Origin of the sequence: Glaciecola sp. 1036, from assembly GCF_050306235.1 — a bacterium.
In the GTDB taxonomy this organism is placed as follows: Bacteria; Pseudomonadota; Gammaproteobacteria; order Enterobacterales; family Alteromonadaceae; genus Glaciecola.
Map to the genome: position 1 here is coordinate 231,280 of NZ_JBLWFH010000006.1, position 17,818 is coordinate 249,097.

14 protein-coding genes are annotated in these 17,818 nt (G+C 39.9%); 6 read left to right on the forward strand and 8 right to left on the reverse strand.

The annotated features are described in order from the left end of the window. Window positions 1-5: 5 nt before the first annotated feature. Genes pheT through ACNKW3_RS11080 form a run of 3 tightly spaced genes read left to right on the forward strand, consistent with a single transcriptional unit; the run spans window position 6 to window position 3,269 of the window. Window positions 6-2,393 (forward strand): phenylalanine--tRNA ligase subunit beta, encoded by a 2,388-nt coding sequence (pheT, locus tag ACNKW3_RS11070; RefSeq protein WP_427399357.1) that lies wholly within the window; start codon window positions 6-8, stop codon window positions 2,391-2,393. A gap of 5 nt (window positions 2,394-2,398) precedes the next feature. Further along, window positions 2,399-2,698 carry an integration host factor subunit alpha gene (locus ACNKW3_RS11075; RefSeq protein ID WP_427399358.1) on the forward strand — a complete coding sequence of 100 codons (300 nt, stop codon included), beginning with the start codon at window positions 2,399-2,401 and terminating at the stop codon, window positions 2,696-2,698. After that, complete coding sequence (locus ACNKW3_RS11080; protein ID WP_427399359.1) at window positions 2,691-3,269, forward strand: hypothetical protein; 579 nt, start codon at window positions 2,691-2,693, stop codon at window positions 3,267-3,269. Before ACNKW3_RS11075 ends, ACNKW3_RS11080 begins: the two co-directional genes overlap by 8 nt. Here ACNKW3_RS11080 and ACNKW3_RS11085 read toward each other — a convergent pair whose 3' ends face one another. From ACNKW3_RS11085 to ACNKW3_RS11105, 5 genes are read right to left on the reverse strand one after another with little or no spacing between them, the layout of a single operon-like run. Next, on the reverse strand, window positions 3,270-5,579 hold the full coding sequence (locus ACNKW3_RS11085; protein WP_427399360.1) for a penicillin acylase family protein: 2,310 nt from the start codon (window positions 5,577-5,579) through the stop codon (window positions 3,270-3,272). Next, the gene (locus ACNKW3_RS11090; RefSeq protein ID WP_427399361.1) at window positions 5,576-6,115 is read right to left on the reverse strand and encodes a cob(I)yrinic acid a,c-diamide adenosyltransferase; all 540 of its coding nucleotides are present in this window, start codon (window positions 6,113-6,115) and stop codon (window positions 5,576-5,578) included. Before ACNKW3_RS11090 ends, ACNKW3_RS11085 begins: the two co-directional genes overlap by 4 nt. After that, a complete protein-coding gene (locus ACNKW3_RS11095; protein WP_427399362.1) occupies window positions 6,115-7,350 on the reverse strand; it encodes a CsiV family protein in 1,236 nt (411 codons plus the stop codon). The genes ACNKW3_RS11090 and ACNKW3_RS11095 overlap by 1 nt, the downstream gene beginning before the upstream one ends. Then, entirely contained in the window at window positions 7,340-10,834 is a 3,495-nt protein-coding gene (gene mfd / locus ACNKW3_RS11100) for a transcription-repair coupling factor (RefSeq protein WP_427399363.1), read from the reverse strand. The genes ACNKW3_RS11095 and mfd overlap by 11 nt, the downstream gene beginning before the upstream one ends. Before the next feature lie 10 nt (window positions 10,835-10,844). Next, window positions 10,845-11,435: a PilZ domain-containing protein gene (locus ACNKW3_RS11105; RefSeq protein ID WP_427399364.1), complete on the reverse strand. Its 591-nt coding sequence runs from the start codon at window positions 11,433-11,435 to the stop codon at window positions 10,845-10,847. Window positions 11,436-11,536: 101 nt separating this feature from the next. Between ACNKW3_RS11105 and ACNKW3_RS11110 the strand changes: the two genes are divergently transcribed. Next, on the forward strand, window positions 11,537-12,730 hold the full coding sequence (locus ACNKW3_RS11110; RefSeq protein ID WP_427399365.1) for a lipoprotein-releasing ABC transporter permease subunit: 1,194 nt from the start codon (window positions 11,537-11,539) through the stop codon (window positions 12,728-12,730). Between the two features lie 38 nt (window positions 12,731-12,768). Further along, entirely contained in the window at window positions 12,769-13,332 is a 564-nt protein-coding gene (locus ACNKW3_RS11115) for a phosphoribosyltransferase (protein WP_427399366.1), read from the forward strand. 9 nt (window positions 13,333-13,341) lie between these two features. Here ACNKW3_RS11115 and ACNKW3_RS11120 read toward each other — a convergent pair whose 3' ends face one another. Both ACNKW3_RS11120 and xthA read right to left on the reverse strand, forming a co-directional pair. Next, on the reverse strand, window positions 13,342-13,986 hold the full coding sequence (locus ACNKW3_RS11120; RefSeq protein ID WP_427399367.1) for an energy-coupling factor ABC transporter permease: 645 nt from the start codon (window positions 13,984-13,986) through the stop codon (window positions 13,342-13,344). Next, window positions 13,987-14,799, reverse strand: a complete 813-nt coding sequence (gene xthA, locus ACNKW3_RS11125; RefSeq protein WP_427399368.1) for an exodeoxyribonuclease III — start codon at window positions 14,797-14,799, stop codon at window positions 13,987-13,989. It lies immediately after the preceding gene. A gap of 131 nt (window positions 14,800-14,930) precedes the next feature. Here xthA and ACNKW3_RS11130 point away from each other — a divergent pair, with 131 nt between their 5' ends. Then, entirely contained in the window at window positions 14,931-16,535 is a 1,605-nt protein-coding gene (locus ACNKW3_RS11130) for an aminotransferase class V-fold PLP-dependent enzyme (RefSeq protein WP_427399369.1), read from the forward strand. On the opposite strand, the gene ACNKW3_RS11135 is transcribed toward ACNKW3_RS11130, so the two are convergent. Further along, window positions 16,507-17,796, reverse strand: a complete 1,290-nt coding sequence (locus ACNKW3_RS11135; RefSeq protein WP_427399370.1) for a glycosyltransferase — start codon at window positions 17,794-17,796, stop codon at window positions 16,507-16,509. The two genes, ACNKW3_RS11130 and ACNKW3_RS11135, sit on opposite strands and share 29 nt — an antisense overlap. Window positions 17,797-17,818 lie beyond the last annotated feature (22 nt).

Consider the following 17,818-nt stretch of genomic DNA (forward strand, 5'->3'; position numbering starts at 1 on the left):
AAAGAATGAAATTTAGTGAATCTTGGTTAAGAGAATGGGTAAATCCAGCCTTAAACACAAATGAATTGTGTGAACAGTTAAGCATGGCTGGTTTAGAAGTAGATGGCGTTGAGGCTGTCGCAGGTGATTTTTCAGGTGTGGTTGTAGGAGAGGTTGTAGCCTGCGGTCAACACCCAGACGCTGATAAATTGCAAGTAACCAAAGTCAATGTTGGCGAAGAAGAATTACTTGATATTGTTTGTGGTGCACCTAATTGTCGTCAAGGACTGAAAGTCGCTGTAGCCAAAGTCGGCGCTGTTCTGCCTGGTAATTTTAAAATTAAGAAAGCGAAACTTCGAGGGCAGCCATCTTTTGGTATGTTATGTAGTTTTTCAGAATTGGGCATGGGTGAAGACCACTCGGGTATTCTTGAATTACCTGAGGATGCACCAATTGGCACTGATATCAGAGAATATTTGCAGTTAGATGATCAAATTATAGAAATTGATTTAACTCCGAATAGAGCAGACTGTTTAGGTATCAGAGGTGTTGCCAGAGAAATTGGAGTGCTAAATCAACTTGATGTTTGCTATCCAGAAGTGCATGCCATAGCGTCAACTACATCCTCGTCGCGAAGAATTCACCTTGATGCGCCAGAAGCTTGTGCTCGCTACATTGGCCGCTCAATTAAAAATGTCGATTTAACCCAGCCTAGTCCGTTATGGTTAAAAGAAAAGTTGCGTCGAAGTGGAATTCGAAGCATAGATCCTATCGTGGATGTCACCAACTATGTGCTAATGGAATTCGGTCATCCTATGCATGCATTCGATGATGACAAGCTATCTGGCGATATTCATGTTCGTTTGGCCAACGAAAATGAAAAAATTACCTTGTTAGATGAAACCACTGTTGAAATCCAACAAGACACCTTAGTCATAGCTGATGAAGCTAAACCCTTGGCACTGGCCGGTATTTTTGGTGGTTTAGAGTCTGGTGTTACCGAACAAACGAAAAATATCTTTTTAGAATCGGCGTTTTTCAACCCTGACCTTATGTTAGGTAAAGCCAGAGCTTATGGTTTGCATACAGATGCAAGTCATCGTTATGAACGTGGCGTTGATTTCACATTGCAACGTGAAGCTATGGAGAGAGCCACGGCATTGTTAGTCGATATCGTGGGTGGAGAAGTTGGTGAAATTGTTGAAGCCGTAGCTGCAGAATATTTACCCCAGCGCGCAAAAGTAAGTCTTCGAAAAGCAAGATTAAAAAGAATTCTTGGACATGACATCGAAGATAATAGGGTTACCGATATTTTGAATAGACTCGGTTTAAGCTGTGAGTTTGATGGTGAAAGTTGGACGGCAACGGCACCCAACTACCGTTTTGATATCGCGATTGAAGAAGATTTAGTGGAAGAAGTTGCTCGTGTTTATGGATATAATAATATTCCAAATCAGGCACCTTTGTCCCATTTGAACATGCTGGATACACCTGAGACTTCGGTAAATCTATCGCAATTAAAGCAGGTACTATTAAATACCGGTTTTCAAGAAGCTATTACCTATTCATTTGTAGATCCGAAAATACAAAAAGCCTTACTGCCTGAGGTTGATGGTTTACATTTACCCCATCCAATTTCTTCTGATATGTCAGTAATGCGGATGACAGTTGTGCAGGGTTTGTTGCAGGCGCTTTCATACAATCAGAATCGACAACAAGCCAATATTAAATTATTTGAAACCGGTTTGGTGTTTATACCTGATGAAACTCAACCGTCGGGTGTTGAGCAATTTCCTGTAATTGCAGGGGTAATGACGGGGAATCTGACGGGAGAACACTGGACTATAGCAAGTAGAGCAGTTGATTTTTACGATGTAAAAGCTGCTGTTGAGGCATTGTTTGACGTATCTGATGCCAACGAATCCGTTGATTACCAAGTATCGGAAAGGTCCGCCTTACATCCTGGACAAAGCGCTGATATTTATGTGGACGGAAAATGTGTGGGCTTCGTCGGCGCTATTCACCCTAGACTAGAAAAAACCTTAGGTTTAAATGGTCGAACATTTGTGTTTGAAGTGGCGCAAAGTGCGTTAAATGTGAGAAAACTTCCATGGGCAACTAAAGTATCAAAATTCCCAATGAATCGAAGAGATCTTGCATTCACTATAGACGAATCGCTAGAAATAGGTAAACTATTAAAAAGTATCAAAAAAATTGGCATATCAGAGATAGTTGACATAAACTTATTTGATATCTACCAAGGTAAGGGTATTGAGGATGGTAAAAAAAGCATCGCAATATCTTTGTGGTTACAAAGTAGTGAACGTACTCTAGAAGATGAAGAAATCCAACTGGCAGTCGATAAGGTTGTTACTCATCTACAGGGACACTTCGGTGCAACATTGAGAGATTAGGCAACATGGCATTAACCAAAGCGGAAATGGCCGAACACTTGTTCGAAAAGCTCGGCATCAATAAAAAGGATGCAAAGGACTTAGTTGAATTGTTCTTTGAAGAAATCAAAGTTTGTTTAGAATCTGGAGAGCAGGTGAAATTGTCCGGGTTTGGAAACTTCGATTTGAGGACTAAGAATGAACGACCAGGACGCAACCCAAAAACTGGTCAGGACATTCCAATTAAAGCAAGGCGCGTGGTTACTTTCCGTCCAGGCCAAAAGCTGAAAAGTCGAGTTGAGAGTATTCCACCTCAAAATGACTAAAGCTGTAAATCGTATTCTGAGGCGCACAATAGTATTGTGCGCTTTTTTCGTTGTTTTTGCTTGCAGTCAGCAAGTTGAAGAGTCTTCCCCAGAAACACTAAATCCGTCGGAAACACCTGCACAGCCATTGTTAACTTTGTCTGAGTTACTTTCTGCCACTGATGTAAAAGATGGTTTAGCCTCAGCGGCCGAGACTAATGATCAGATGCTTTTAAAACAATGGCAAGATAGGTTATTGCAAGCCGCTGACGAAGTATACTTGCTAGAATCAGAGAAAAAATTGCTTGAAGGGGAGCAAGGTATCATCTTTTTGTCTTTTCAAGGCATGAAAGTAAATTACCAAAGGGACTTTGAACAAGCGTTTTTTAACTTTGGTGATGTAGAACAGGTTTATCTGGACTATCCAGCTTTTGAATCTTTGCATGGAAAAAGTCAGGATTTAGTCGAGCAGCGGGATAATCTAATTTCAAACGCCACGGAAAAACTCAAACAAAATGGTTTTCAAGGTGACGCCGAAGCTGAGGCTAAACGCCAGTGGCAACAGCTTATGCAGCAAGCGCAACAGAATTAACTATTGCGCTTTTAAGGTAATTTGATGTTCAGTCGTTCTCGGTAACAATGGTACAGATTGCTGCTCCACATAACCGCTGAAATTACTGTCAAAATACTTAGATAACGGGTGCATAGATTGACCGCCAGGTATGGTCAATATAGCATCTTCCAAATTGCCTAATTGCACAATAAATCTTTCAGAAGCACCAAAAGAAGTTGATTGCACGGCAGGCATAAAACTATCGCCAAATCCTGGGTATTCAGGCATATTAACCAAACCGCTTAATGGACCTAGGGCGCTGGAAAACGGGTGTCTAACTTTTAAAGCGTTTACTTTACCCCAAGTAATATCACTAAATGACGGCTTATCTGGTGTAGAATAACGGTCGATTAATTTGTCTTTACCTTTAAGATAAGCGGCTTTTAGCATCTCATCATAGTTAGCGTACTTATCATCTAGCCAGTTCATGGGTTGCTCTCGTAACAATTGCCAAATGGCAGACTCTATGGAGCGTATTAAAACACCGGTTTCGATCCCAGAAGGCTCAACTTTTCTTCGAATAGGTTGAATAATTTCATTAATTACTTGGTTGCGAAAAATGCGCACCAAACTATATCCAGCCGAATCAGAACAAGCACAAGCTTGCCAATTTTCTAATTCTATTATGTCTTGTTCGTACAACTGAGGGTTTTGTTGCAGCGTCTGTAACAATAAATTATGCCAAGGCATTAAAAATAACGCGCGATTATCCAATTGCAGGTTATAAAAATCCTGTTCAGTAAAACCGTTGCCTTGCATTAATTGATCGGCGATTTGTTGTTGCCTCGCGCCTAGCGCGTAACCACCATCCCCATATCGAGGCAAATCTTTGGTACTTACTACTCTGGCATTTGCTGACCAGACTCTGCCATGCGCTGGGTTAATCACATTCGCGGGTGAGTTTTCATTGCGATCCCATAACGCACTATATTCAGAAGAGGGTATAGCAACCTTGGATGGCGTTGTGCGAGCTGTAATAGCCCCAGTCAATTGCCATGCAACATTTCCTAAGTGATCAGCAATTACCATGTTTTGCACAGGAATTCGAATCAACTTTGCAGTTTCTAATGCTTCATACACATTAGCGGCTAACGGAAGCTGGCTAAACCCCATATTTACAGCGTAATCAGTATGTGCCACCCATTTTAATGCAAAAGGTTTGTTATCGATGTAACGCACAGGACCAAAATCGCTCATTTTTATTTCATATTGCACGGGATTTTGCCCAGCAACATAGATAGCTTCGATTTCAGTTCTGATAGCGTCGTCATCAGTCAAGGCTACCCAATCCACGTTATCAACGTTTGAATTAGTAAATCCCCAAGCAATCTTATCTGTTGCGCCAACAATAACACCAGGTGTACCCGGCAGACTAACCCCTGTAATGCGAATATCCTGACCTTGTTGCGTATACTTCAACTGTGTTTTATACCATAACGCTGGCACGTTTAGCCCCAAGTGCATATCGTTACTTAACAAAGCACCTTGCCCATTGGAAGTAAGGTTTCCGCTAACTGCCCAATTATTACTGCCAATATCAGCAGGCTCTTCTTCAGGGACATAAGGCAAATAAGTTACGCTATCCTCAGATGGAGGCGGCATGGGTATTTCAGGAGTGCTTGAAAGCCTTTCAATACTAAAATCCATTGTCGCCTGATAAGTACTAGGTTGAGTAAAAAACGCCAATAAGTGAGGAGAGGTTAATTGGCTGATACCAGTAAAGTTAAAATCACGATTGATTTGACCTTGCTGCAAATCTAAATACATAGAATATGAAACCAACAACGAATCTTCAGGTCGCCAAGGGGAAAATTCAGAAGAGGTTAACCAATATTCGAAAGGCTTAACTGAATATTGAGCTGCGGCGGCATTAACGCCATTAGCATAGGCCACTAACAAAGACTTTTCAGACGCTGAAAAAGCATTAAAAATGTTAAACGCACGTTTTCTAAATTGATGAAACCTATGTTTTTTGTCTTGCTCAATTGCGCGTTGACCGATAATTTCTGAAAGTTCACCAGCGGCATTGCGTCTTAATAAATCAATTTGAAATAATCTATCCTGGCCGTGAGCGAATCCTAGAGCAAATGCTGCATCATTTATAGATTCAGCTTCTATGGTGACAGTGCCTAAATCATCTCTTAAGATTCGCACATCTTTTTCTATGTGAGTTGCTGTTAAATCATTATCTAAATCGGGTAGGCTTAACCACAAACCCATATACACTGTTGTAAATGCCAGCACGATTAACAACAGAATACTTATGCTTATCCATTTAAGTGCCTTCATGTAGCTACCTTTATGTCTGGTTTATTTTGTTGCATGTTGACAAACCTTGCAGCAACAAAAAAGTAATCACTTAATCGGTTGGTGAAAGCTAGTGCCAATGGATTTATCGAATGGTTTTTTTTTAAACTGACTAAATGCCTTTCAGCTCTGCGAGCAATGGTCCTACATACATGCAATTGGGCAGCCGTTATAGAGCCTCCAGGTAATATAAAAGAGGTCAGGGGGGCTAGTTGCTGTGACATTTCGTCTATCCAAAACTCGAGCCTTTCAATCATGTCTTGGGTTAATTTATCTTCGTCAGATAAGGCAAACCCAATGTTAAAAATACTATTTTGAATAAAGGTTAAAGTTTCAACCAATATTTTATGCTTATTGTCATCGGTGACTAGTTGAGCAATCGCTAAGCCTACATTTGCATTGAGTTCATCAAAACTGCCGTAGGTGTCTAGTAAGACATGGTCTTTGTCTACCTTCAGTATTTGGGAGGTGTAAACAGAGGTTTGACCGGCGTCGCCTTGCTTAGTGTAAATTTTCATTATTCAGACAAACCTTCAACTTGGTTAACAGGTGGGGTATATCGGTTTAATCTAACAACAATTCCAAACGCAGGATGATCAAAATAATGTATTTGACGGCTAATGATACGGCGGCGCTGTTTGAACGGATAGACTTCTAGATAGGCTTGACCTTGACTGTCAATATCCACTTTGTAATGTTTAAATTCAGCCGTAATATTCAAATAGGGAATACTACCCACGTACTCTAGATAGACTTTAAACAATCCGGACAATTCAAAATCATTGAAATACACTTGTTGCTCGGTTGATAAATCCTCTTGTTTAGCCTCTAGACTTAACCAATCGATTTCAGGCGCGTTTTCCAAAGATTGAGCAATGTCATTTAGAACTGTGCTTATGCTTTGCTCTTCAGCCTCTAAAAAAGTTTCATCAACTTCTGTGGCAACCTCATCTGCTGGAGATAAATTAAGTTTATTGCCAGCAAACACCTTTATAAAATCTGCATTATCTTCTCCAAACACCACCTGTTGTCGCCATATGGTGTAAAGTAAAGGTTTAACATCGGGCTGTTTAAAAACGCGATCCACGTATTTCTGCATGTGTAAATCTGACTCACCAACCGTTAGGTTTTGTCCAACGACATAGGCGAGATTGTTGAAGACACGGGTAGGCACTGATTCAAAACCCTGTACTGCATAGTCATCTACACAACCTATGGATATGTCATCGGTAATAGCTTCGGGAATTGAAAATAACGCTAAGTTTTGTTTGGGTTCTAATTCTGTCTCTGTCTCATTTTGGATGTTCGCTGTTTCTGTAGTTTCTGGTTCCGCTGAATCTATCTCATCAATAGGTCTATCAAATGTCATTGTATCTGCGTCATCTAACGCTTGTTGTACGTTGTGTTGTGGAGATAATAAGGTTAATTCTTCCACATCAACAAGAGTGTCAGGTTCAGTGCTAGGATTACAACTAGGAACAGCGAGATAAATGCCGTGCAACGGGTTTAAATTACGTAATATGGGTAAACTAAGTAAATCGGTCGCAATATTTTGTTGGAAATCAAAATTGCCAGCACTAAAGTCTTCATTTAAATTAGATGTTTGGCTACGTTTGAATATTGCGATCTCAACGTCAAACCACCATTCTTCATCTTGCTGCGCGGATGCTAAATTAAATCCAGTAGAGGAAATGTAAAAAACGGCGCTAATTACCAGGGTAAACAAACGCACTGCAAAAAGTTTATTTTCCATTTGATTCCTTTTCAAATTTACTCAACAAGTCCTCAACCGATGCAACTCTTTCATCACTTGATGTGCTCTTCTTGGTTACGCGTAGCTTTTCTGGGCCTTCAAATTTATAGTGTGAAGGATGCTTTTGAATTAGATGAATTAAATACCCCGGGTCTACAGTGGTATTTTGCGTAAATTCAAAAACGCCACCAATTTCGGTAAACTCTATTCTTTTTATACCCAAACTGCCTGCTCTAAGTTTAAAACAAGTCACTTTAATCAAGTTTTTAGCAGCATCTGGTAAAAGTCCAAATCTGTCAATTAATTCAATTTGCAACTCATCGATGTCATCTTGATTTTGACAACTTGCTAGTTTCTTATAAATAGACAATCGGATATTAACATCCCCAATATAATCCTCTGGCAACAATGCGGGAATACGTAATTCAATTTCTGTCTGTTCAACTAGGGTGTCCGCTAAACTAGGTTCTTTCCCTTGTTTTAACGCTTCTACGGCTTTTTCTAGCATATCCATGTATAAGGAAAACCCGATTGCATTGATTTGTCCGGATTGTTCGTCACCTAAAAGCTCTCCAGCACCACGAATTTCTAGATCATGGGTAGCTAGGGCAAAACCAGCGCCCAAACCTTCCAATGAAGAGATTGCTTCTAATCGCTTGGTGGCATCTTTTGTCATGCGTTTGGGATGTGGAGTAAGCAAATAGGCATAGGCTTGGTGATGAGAACGACCAACTCGTCCTCTCAATTGGTGCATTTGCGCTAGTCCCAGATGGTCAGCGCGGTCCATAATTATAGTATTTGCAGTAGGGATATCTATACCCGTTTCAATTATGGTTGAACAAACTAACACATTGTATCTTTGATGATAAAAATCATTCATGACACTTTCCAGTTCTCGTTCACGCATTTGGCCATGACCAATTGCGACACGGGCTTCTGGTACAATTTCTTCGATTTCGGCGGCTGTTTTTTCTATGGTTTTGACTTCATTGTGTAAGAAGTAAACTTGTCCTCCGCGTAAAATCTCCCGCATTATGGCTTCTCGGATCACCTCTTTATTGCGTTGAATAACAAAGGTTTTAATCGAAAGACGTTTGGCTGGCGGTGTGGCGATAATCGACAGATCACGCATGCCACTCATGGCCATATTCAATGTGCGAGGAATTGGGGTAGCGGTTAAGGTTAAGATGTCGACATCTGATCTTAAGGCTTTAAATTGTTCTTTTTGCCTAACACCAAACCTATGTTCTTCGTCGATAATAACTAGGCCTAAGTCGGCAAATTTAACGTCTTTTTGTAGCAGTTTATGGGTGCCTACAACAATGTCTGTTTTACCCTCAGCGAGGGATTGTACTATCTCTTTTTGCTTTTTAGCGCTGATAAACCTTGATATCACTTCGATTTTAAAGGGAAACTGCGAAAATCTGTCTTTAAAGTTATCAAAATGTTGTTGAGCAAGAAGCGTAGTAGGTACTAAGATAGCAACCTGTTTACCACAAGATGCTGCAATATAAGCCGCTCGCATAGCAACTTCAGTTTTACCAAAACCTACGTCACCACAGACCAATCTATCCATGGCATTATCAGTCCCCATATCTTGAATCACTGCGTTGATAGCGCGTTCTTGATCTTCGGTTTCTTGGTAAGGGAAACTATTTTTAAAATTTAGATAATCTTGCCATTCCAAGGGATAGGCAAAACCAGGCTTGGCTGCACGCTTAGCGTAAATGTCTAACAGTTGCGCCGCTACGTCTCGTACTTTCTCAGCCGCTTTTTTCTTCGCTTTGCTCCAAGTGTCATTGCCTAAATTATGTAAGGGGGCATGCTCCACATCACCACCACTATAGCGACTAATTAAGTGCAATGAAGACACTGGAACATATAGCTTGGCTTGTTTGGCATATTCTATGGTTAAAAATTCTGTGGTTACCCCAGCAACATCTAAGGTTTGCATACCCAAAAAGCGACCGACGCCGTGTTCAATATGCACCACAGGTGAACCTTCACTTAGCTCGGCTAAGTTACGAATTATGGCACTTTCATCAACTTGCTTAGATTTTCTAGCGCTTCTTCGTTTTGCAACTTTATGACCCAGTAGCTGTTTTTCCGTGACTAGCAACAATGGGCTGTGTTTGAGTTTACATTCAAAGCTATCCTCAACGCTGCCAACCGCGATTGATATTGATTTAGCTTCCAGTTGATCCAGATTCTTTAATTCAATACTTGACGCTTTTATCGATGCCTTAGATAGAATGTCTAACAAGGCCTCTTTGTGACCGGTAGATTCTGCAACAAATAACACAGAAGACTTTTCCGAAAGCGCTTGTTTTACACGCGCTTGAATTCCTTGATAAGGGTTAGAAGCGGTGAGATTTATGCCAATATTCTCAACCGTTTGGCAGGCAAAATCTGCATAGCCTTTAGATTCTCGGCCTTGTTTATCTGTGATTTGAATGCGAGACGTGTTTTTTAACGAACTAAATAACTCGTCTTTATTGATGAAAAGATCTTCTGGCGGCAATAAAGGACGCGCTAAATTAAATTGATATTGCTGGTAGCGTTTTTGAACATCAAGCCAATATTTTTCCGCAACCTGCTCTAGATTATCACTAAAGATGACCAAGCTGTCTTGGTGTAAATAATCAAATAATGTCGCGGTTTTTTCAAAAAATAACGGAAGGTAATACTCAATACCGCCTGGCATGGTGCCGCGACTAGCTTGATAAAGAATCGATTCTTGGTCGCTATTGTGGGCGTTTGGGAATTTATCTAAAAACCTGATTCTAAATTCGCTAATGGACTCTTTATCAGTGGGGAATTCTCTTGCAGGCAGTAATCTAACCTGCTGTATTTTTTCTAAACTACGTTGGCTAGAGGGGTCAAATACATGAATTGAGTCTATTTCATCGTCGAACAGATCTATCCTAAAAGGGTGGTCGCTGCCCATAGGAAATAAATCGATGATGGAACCTCGAATGCTAAACTCACTATGACCCATAACCTGATTGACATGTAAATAACCTGAGTTCTCTAAGGTTCTTCTAAACTCAGTAGGGATAAGCTTTTCGCCGACATTTAAATACAATAAATGCTTGCCGACATAGTCTAATGGCGCGAGTCGTTGCAACACTGTATTTACAGGTAGTAGAAAAATGCTAGGGTGATTTTTAGACAGTAAATATAGGGTTTCTAAACGTTTCGAAACAATGTCTTGATGGGGACTAAATGCATCATAGGCTAGGGTTTCCCAATCTGGAAACAAATGAACATCGGTTTTACTTTGTTTGCAAAAAAAACGGATTTCTTTTTCTAGTTGATATGCTTGGCTACTGTCATTTGTTATGACCAGAATTGAGCCTTTGTGTTGTTTGGCTGCATTTGCTATCGCTAGCGCTTTACTGCTTCCACCAAGCTGAGTCCAATAAATAGAATCAGCAGTTTTTGTTTCATTGATGATAGGTAATCGAGGACTAAATAAACTCATTTATTATTTGTTATTCCGCTTTTGAGGCTTTGTTTTTGCGTAACTGTTTAGTCTGTAGATGTAATGATGCTCTTACTAATAATTCTTGATCAATTTCGCGAATGTGAGTGAAATAATAATCTGTGACGTAAGTGTCATTCTCGGATTTTTCGCAATTAATCGCTTCAGCATAGGTAAAAACAGCCGCGTATTCCTCTTCTAGAAACATCTTGATAATGACGGGTTGACCTTGTTCCACTGGGGTATCTGAAATAACTGAAATACCGCCGCCGCCAAATTTTTGCGCACAAAGGCGATAATTTTCATCATCTTGCTGTTGCAAAATATAGGACATCATTAAGTCCATCTTTTTTGCTTGTAATTGTAGATAATCCACCAGTTCTTCAAATTTTTCACCCATATTACGAAAAGGCTTAAGGGCTCTTGACTCTATCTCTGACATTTCTGATGCTATTCTAAATGCATAAGGCATATCGCGTTCGAAGCTTTGCATATCAACGTCAACAGTGGATTTTTCCACTGGAATCAAATTAATGGGAAGCGGATGTTGAATTAAAAAAAACGAGGCAAATTGTGCTTGTTTGTCGGCAAGTGAATGCAAAATTATTTCCTATTGTAAATCACTGGGTGAATTTTCTCATACATTAACCTGAAAATGATAGTAAACTTTACGTATTAGTCTAAAAAATGGATAAGTAATTCATGTTGTTACCTCAGTATATCGCGTTAAGATATACAAAATCTGGGAGTTCAAAAAGCTTTGTTGCTTTTATCAATCGCTTTTCCATCGCAGGTATCGCCTTAGGTATAGCGGCCTTGATCATAGTATTGTCGGTAATGAACGGCCTAGAAGGGCAATTAAAATCACGTATTCTCGGCATCTTACCGCACATTGTAGTGAATAGTTCTGATGTCAATATTTCTCCAGAGTTCCAAGATAACTTAATTGCTACCGCTCCATACATCGAAAACGAAGTGGTAGTGCAGTCAAGAAATGAACTCAAAGGTGTCATAATGCAAGGGGTTGATGGGCAAACTGATGCTCCTTTTTCAATTATTGCTCAAAAAATGGTAGCAGGGCGCTATGCCAGCCTTACCGCAAATTCTTATAATGTAATAATCAGCAGTGCTTTATCCAATCAACTAGGCGTTTCAATAGGCGATAAATTGCGATTGGTTAGCCCCCAAGCAAGTGTTTATTCGCCGCTTGGACGTATACCAAGTCAGCGGTTGTTTCAGGTCAGTGGTATATTTAATGTGGTGTCCGAAATGGATGACAAGGTCGTCATTGTAGATTATCGGGATGCGGCACGGCTAATTCGCCAAAAGCCACAAGATGCAGTGCATACACGACTATACCTTAAGGATGCTTTTGACTATCAAACTATCACTGAATATCTGCAGCAAGAATATTCACAAGTACAAACTTGGCGGGCTCGACAAGGTGCATTGTTTGATGCGGTTAAAATGGAAAAAAATATGATGACCTTGATGTTAGGATTGGTCATTCTAGTCGCTGGCTTTAACGTTGTGTCTGCCTTGGTCATGGTAGTTGCAGAAAAAACCAAGGACATTGCGATTTTACAAACCCAAGGCATGCTACCAAATCAAATTATGCAGATTTTTTTACTCAATGGTGTGTTCAATGGTGCAATAGGGGCGCTTTTAGGATCAGCTTTAGGTATACTCGGCGTTTTTGGGCTAAACCCATTGTTAGACGCGTTTAATTCAGGATTGGCGTTTGGAGAAAACGGGCAAGGTTTACCTATAGATGTTCGTCTAATTCAATGCGTATCCATAGTTTTGCTGACTATGATACTTTGTGCGCTCGCTTCGATTTATCCCGCGCGAAAAGCAGCACAAATTCGTCCAGCGAATGGTCTGGCGGCTGAATAGTGCTACAATATTGTTAATTTATTTGTTAAGAGGTGTTTGTGAACAAGTTCTATATTGATGCAAGTTCACTTTTGCGTGATTCGTTTGTCCTAGCTGATAAAGTGTTCAAAGACGGTTATCGGCCTGATTTTATTATTGGTATTTGGCGAGGTGGTGCGCCTATAGGTATCGCTGTTCAAGAATATTTTGAATATAAAAATACGCCTACCGACCACATTGCGGTACGAACGTCTTCGTATTATGGAATAAACCAACAATCGAAAGAAATTCGGGTACATGGCCTTCATTATTTAGTTGAAAATGCCAATGCTATCGATAAATTGTTGATTGTCGATGATGTGTTCGATTCAGGTCGTTCCATTGAGGCGCTGATCAATCAAATTCATGTACTCATGCGTTTAAATGCGCCTAAAGATATAAGAATTGCTACGCCTTGGTATAAGCCTGCCAACAATAAAACTAGCATCATTCCTGATTATTTCGTGCATGAAAGTAATGAGTGGTTGGTGTTTCCACATGAATTATCGGGGTTGACTAAAGAAGAAATTCGAGAGGGAAAAACGGAACTTGCTGATATTTTTGATATGTTACAAGTGAAATAAGACGGTAATTTACTTACCGTCTAAATAAAATTTATCGCTATAGGTATAAACCCAATCGGGTTTATACACGATAAGACAAGTCATCATCATGCCGTTAAAAAAAGCTTCTTGGAACATAAGCAAAATCGTCATTTGCGCGTAGTTATACATTATAGTGTTCCAAGTATAGCTACCCTCAGCTAAGTAATATCCACTCATCAAGGCCATTTTCAATCCGATACTTAACGCCCCTGGAAAAAAAGCACAAATAAACAGATAGATAAATATATGTTTTGGTAATTTATGGAAACTAAACATATAAAATACATAGCTTAGAGCAACAGGCACGACTACGCCCAATAGTGCATTAACACCGAATTTTGCAAAGCTATCGTATCCAAAAACGGTGCTTAACAATAACACTGCAATGCCTGAAATTATCGCCCATCTAAAACCTAGAATCAGAGTAAAAGCAGTAATGCCTAGAAAGTGCATTACTAGGCCTTCGTGGATACTGACTTTAAATAGCCAAAGTACAAATAACGCTGTAGATGTACCAAACACTCTGTGTTGCAGGCGTTTACTTGATACCAAAGCATTTAAGTCGGTTTTTGAAATAACAAAGACCAATATAAGAATGGCTAAAATGAGCGCTATTGTTTGCAAAGTGCTCAATTAAATACCCTTAAATGTTGTCCAAACAGGCGCATGATCAGAAGGTTTTTCTATACCGCGTAATTCATAATCAATGTCAGATTCCACTATTGCATCTTTTAACGATGGCGTTGTGAGAATCAAGTCAATACGAAGCCCTCGATTGTCATTAAAGCCTTTCGAACGATAGTCAAACCAGCTGTACTTGTCTTCTACCGAAGGATGTAGTTGCCGATAGGAGTCGATCAATCCCCAATCCATAATCTTATTCAACCATTCTCTTTCTTCAGGTAAAAAGCTACATTTGCCTGTTCTTAACCAGCGTTTTTTGTTTTCTTCGCCAATGCCAATATCCAGATCAGTATGGGAAATGTTGAAATCGCCCATAATGAGAAGCGGTTGTTCTGGGTCGCAATCATTTTCTAAATAGTTTTGTAAATCCGCATAGAACTGCGCTTTATAAGGAAATTTTGTTTCATGTTTGCGGCTTTCACCTTGCGGGAAATATCCATTAAGCATACGAATACTGCTACCGTTTGGAGTGGGGTAGTCAATAATAATCATGCGTTTTTGATGTTCTTCGGTATCTGTAGGAAAGCCTAACTGCACATTATTAGGTGTTTCTTTGCATAGATAAGCAACACCATAGTGTCCTTTTTGCCCATGGAAATACACTTTATAACCAAGCTTTTCCACATCTTCTACCGGAAACATATCATTATGCACTTTGATTTCTTGTAACCCGATGACGTCAGGATCATGTTTATCAATGATGGCTTGTAGTTGATGTAAACGAGCACGAATGCCATTGATATTAAAGGAGATTACTTTCATTTGTTGTATTTTACTTATTATCTTTTCCAGTATTGTATCAATTTAGCGCTCTACTGACAGTGCTTAAAAAGCAATTGTTTGAAAAAAATGACAACGTATAATGACAACATACCAAAAGTTTGAAAACTGTCGTGCGATCTCAATTTCCATTTTTTTCACAAAATTCATCTGTTTGCTATCTCGATAACGCAGCGACTACACAAAAGTTAGCTTCGGTAATTGAATTTCAAACGCAATTTCAATCTAACGAATATGCCACTGTCGGCAGGGCCGACTATGCCCTAGCAAATAAAGCAACCGCGCAACTAGAAGATACTCGTAGAACCTTAGCTACATTTATCAATGCCAATGAAAATGAAATTGTATTTACCAGTGGCGCTACTGAAAGTATTAACCTAGTAGCCAGAGGCATAAACCGACAAATGCTAAATGGCGATACCATATTAATTTGCGCTTCCGAGCACCACGCTAATCTGCTGCCGTGGCAACAATTAGCAAATGAATTGGAACTCACCATTAAAATTTTGCCTTTAACAGCAAATGGTGAATTTACGGCTAGTACATTTGACCAATGGCAATCGTATTTCACCCCAGATGTATGCCTTGTTGCCTGTGCCCATGTGTCGAACGTTTTAGGCAATATATTTCCAGTAAAAGATATCTGTGCGCTAGCCCATTCTATTAACGCCATTAGCGTTATCGACGGTACTCAAGCTGTGGCGCATATGTCGGTGGACGTTTCCGATTTGAATTGCGATTTTTATGTTTTTAGTGCGCATAAAATGTATGGCCCGACAGGGGTGGGCGTTCTGTTTGGAAAATTTGCTATGTTGGAACAGCTAAAACCAAGCAAACTTGGCGGAGAGATGGTTTCTCAGGTCAGTTATCAGCATTATGTCCCCATGCCGCCGCCGACCAAGTTTGAAGCAGGAACCGCCAATATCACCGGCATTTTGGCGTTTAAATCTGCGGTTGAGTTTTTGCAGGCAAATATGCAAAGCATCGCATCTCATGAACATCAATTAAACATTGAGTTGGTGACTATGCTAAGTCAGTTTCCTAACATTCGATTGCTCGGAAACATAGAACAACAAACAGTAGGCGTGCTGAGTTTTTATTTTGAAGACGCAGACAACTATCAAATCGCAATTAGTCTGTGGCAACAAAATGTCGCTATACGCTATGGTCAACATTGCGCCATGCCTTTGATTGCGTCTCTTGGTATTTCTGGTTGCTTGCGAGTTTCATTGGCTTGTTACAGTAACAAGGATGATTTGCAGAAGTTACAAATAGCATTACAGACTATCTTTACAAATAATCAAGACAAAGAGTTAGAGCAACATCGAGAGCAAGTAGCCATCGATAGCCAGGGTGTTTCTGAGCATATTCAGGCGATTAACAAAGCAAATGACTGGTCTGCAAAACATAGAAGTTTACTCTTGATGAGCAAGCTGTTACCTATACTTGAAGAAAATGATCGACAAGATACATATTACATTTCTGGCTGTGAAGCTAAGGTTTGGTTAAAGCAAGATATTATTCAGGGATGGCAAGCATATTCCGACAGCAAAGTCATTCGCGGGATTTTAACCTTGTTAATCAGCAAGAGTGGCGAATTTTCTACTCCGTCAGACTATGTGCAGTTTCTACAAGAGATTGGCCTTGCGCATTATTTCAGTGAAAGCCGGCGCAATGGGGTAAACCAAATCATTCAGCGTCTGACATCAAATCTTTAAGTTTGTTTTTAGCGGTTATCCACTGACCCATATATTTAGACGCATAAGAATTCTGATGGGTTAATAAAGCCTGCAAGAAGTGTTGCCTGCGATGCTGTTGTAAATTCTCTTGAATGTATTTGATGTCATTAAGTAATTTTATTTTGTTTTGCTGTAAGTTCACACCACTATCAGTTTTGGCTTGTAGACAATCACTTGCCGCTTTATTCCACGCATCTTCGTCTGTGTAAAGATCTATAATGGCTTGGCAAAAAGCATCAATATTATCTACCACTGCACCCGGCCAAGGTTTTACTTCGATTCCTTCAGAGCCAATAGGCGTGGTAATTGAAGGCGTGTTGGTGGCGAAACTATCAATAATTTTACCTTTAATTCCAGCCCCAAAGGTCAGTGGGCTGACTAATAATCTATGTTGCGAAATTTCAGCTAAATGATCTTCAACATAGTCTTTTAACAAAATGCCTTTTTTGGCATTTAAACGCTGGGTAATTCTGTGGGGAGCATAGCGCCCAACAATATGCAACTCTACATCTGGGATTTGTTTACGTATCACAGGCATTACCAAATCAATTAAGATTTCTGTCGAAATCACATTGGGTTCATGCAACAGACTACCAATAGATATTAAGTGCTGGCGCTCAGAAAACTCCCTCGAAGGTGCTATTTTGATATCCCGTATGAAGGGTATATGACTGATTTGGGTATCTGGCACATTAAATTCGGAAATTAACAATTGTCGTTCGAAGCTCGACAATACAATGCTCAGATCACAACGCAAAATACTGGCGATTTCTCGGTAACATTTGTCATTTAATAGATATTTTTTATGTGCCGGTGAAAGCACAAAGTCACTGGTTTGAAAACGGGGCAAGGGAAGGTCTTTTAATGCATCTTTACGTCCAGTGCGTAGGAAATGCAAATCTTCACAGTCTAATACTCTTACTGTTTGCGGACTGTGTTGGGCAACTCGCCAGCCAAATTGTTCTTCTGTTAGAAAACGATCAAAGATGACAACTTGTGGTGAAATCTGCTTGATTAAACTATTGAAACTGTCATTATTTAATTCAACTTGTTGAATTTTTATACCAAGTTTAAGTAGGTTATCAGAATATTGACTTGTTGCTGCGGCGCAAAAGAAATGTACGACCCAGTTATCTTCCAGAAATGTCTTGAGATAGCTGAGAATGTTTTGACCTGCGGCTGTGGTTTGAGATTCTGGCCAAACATACCCAATAAATACAATTTGCTTTTGGTCAGCCATTAATCTTTTTCGCCTTTTAATT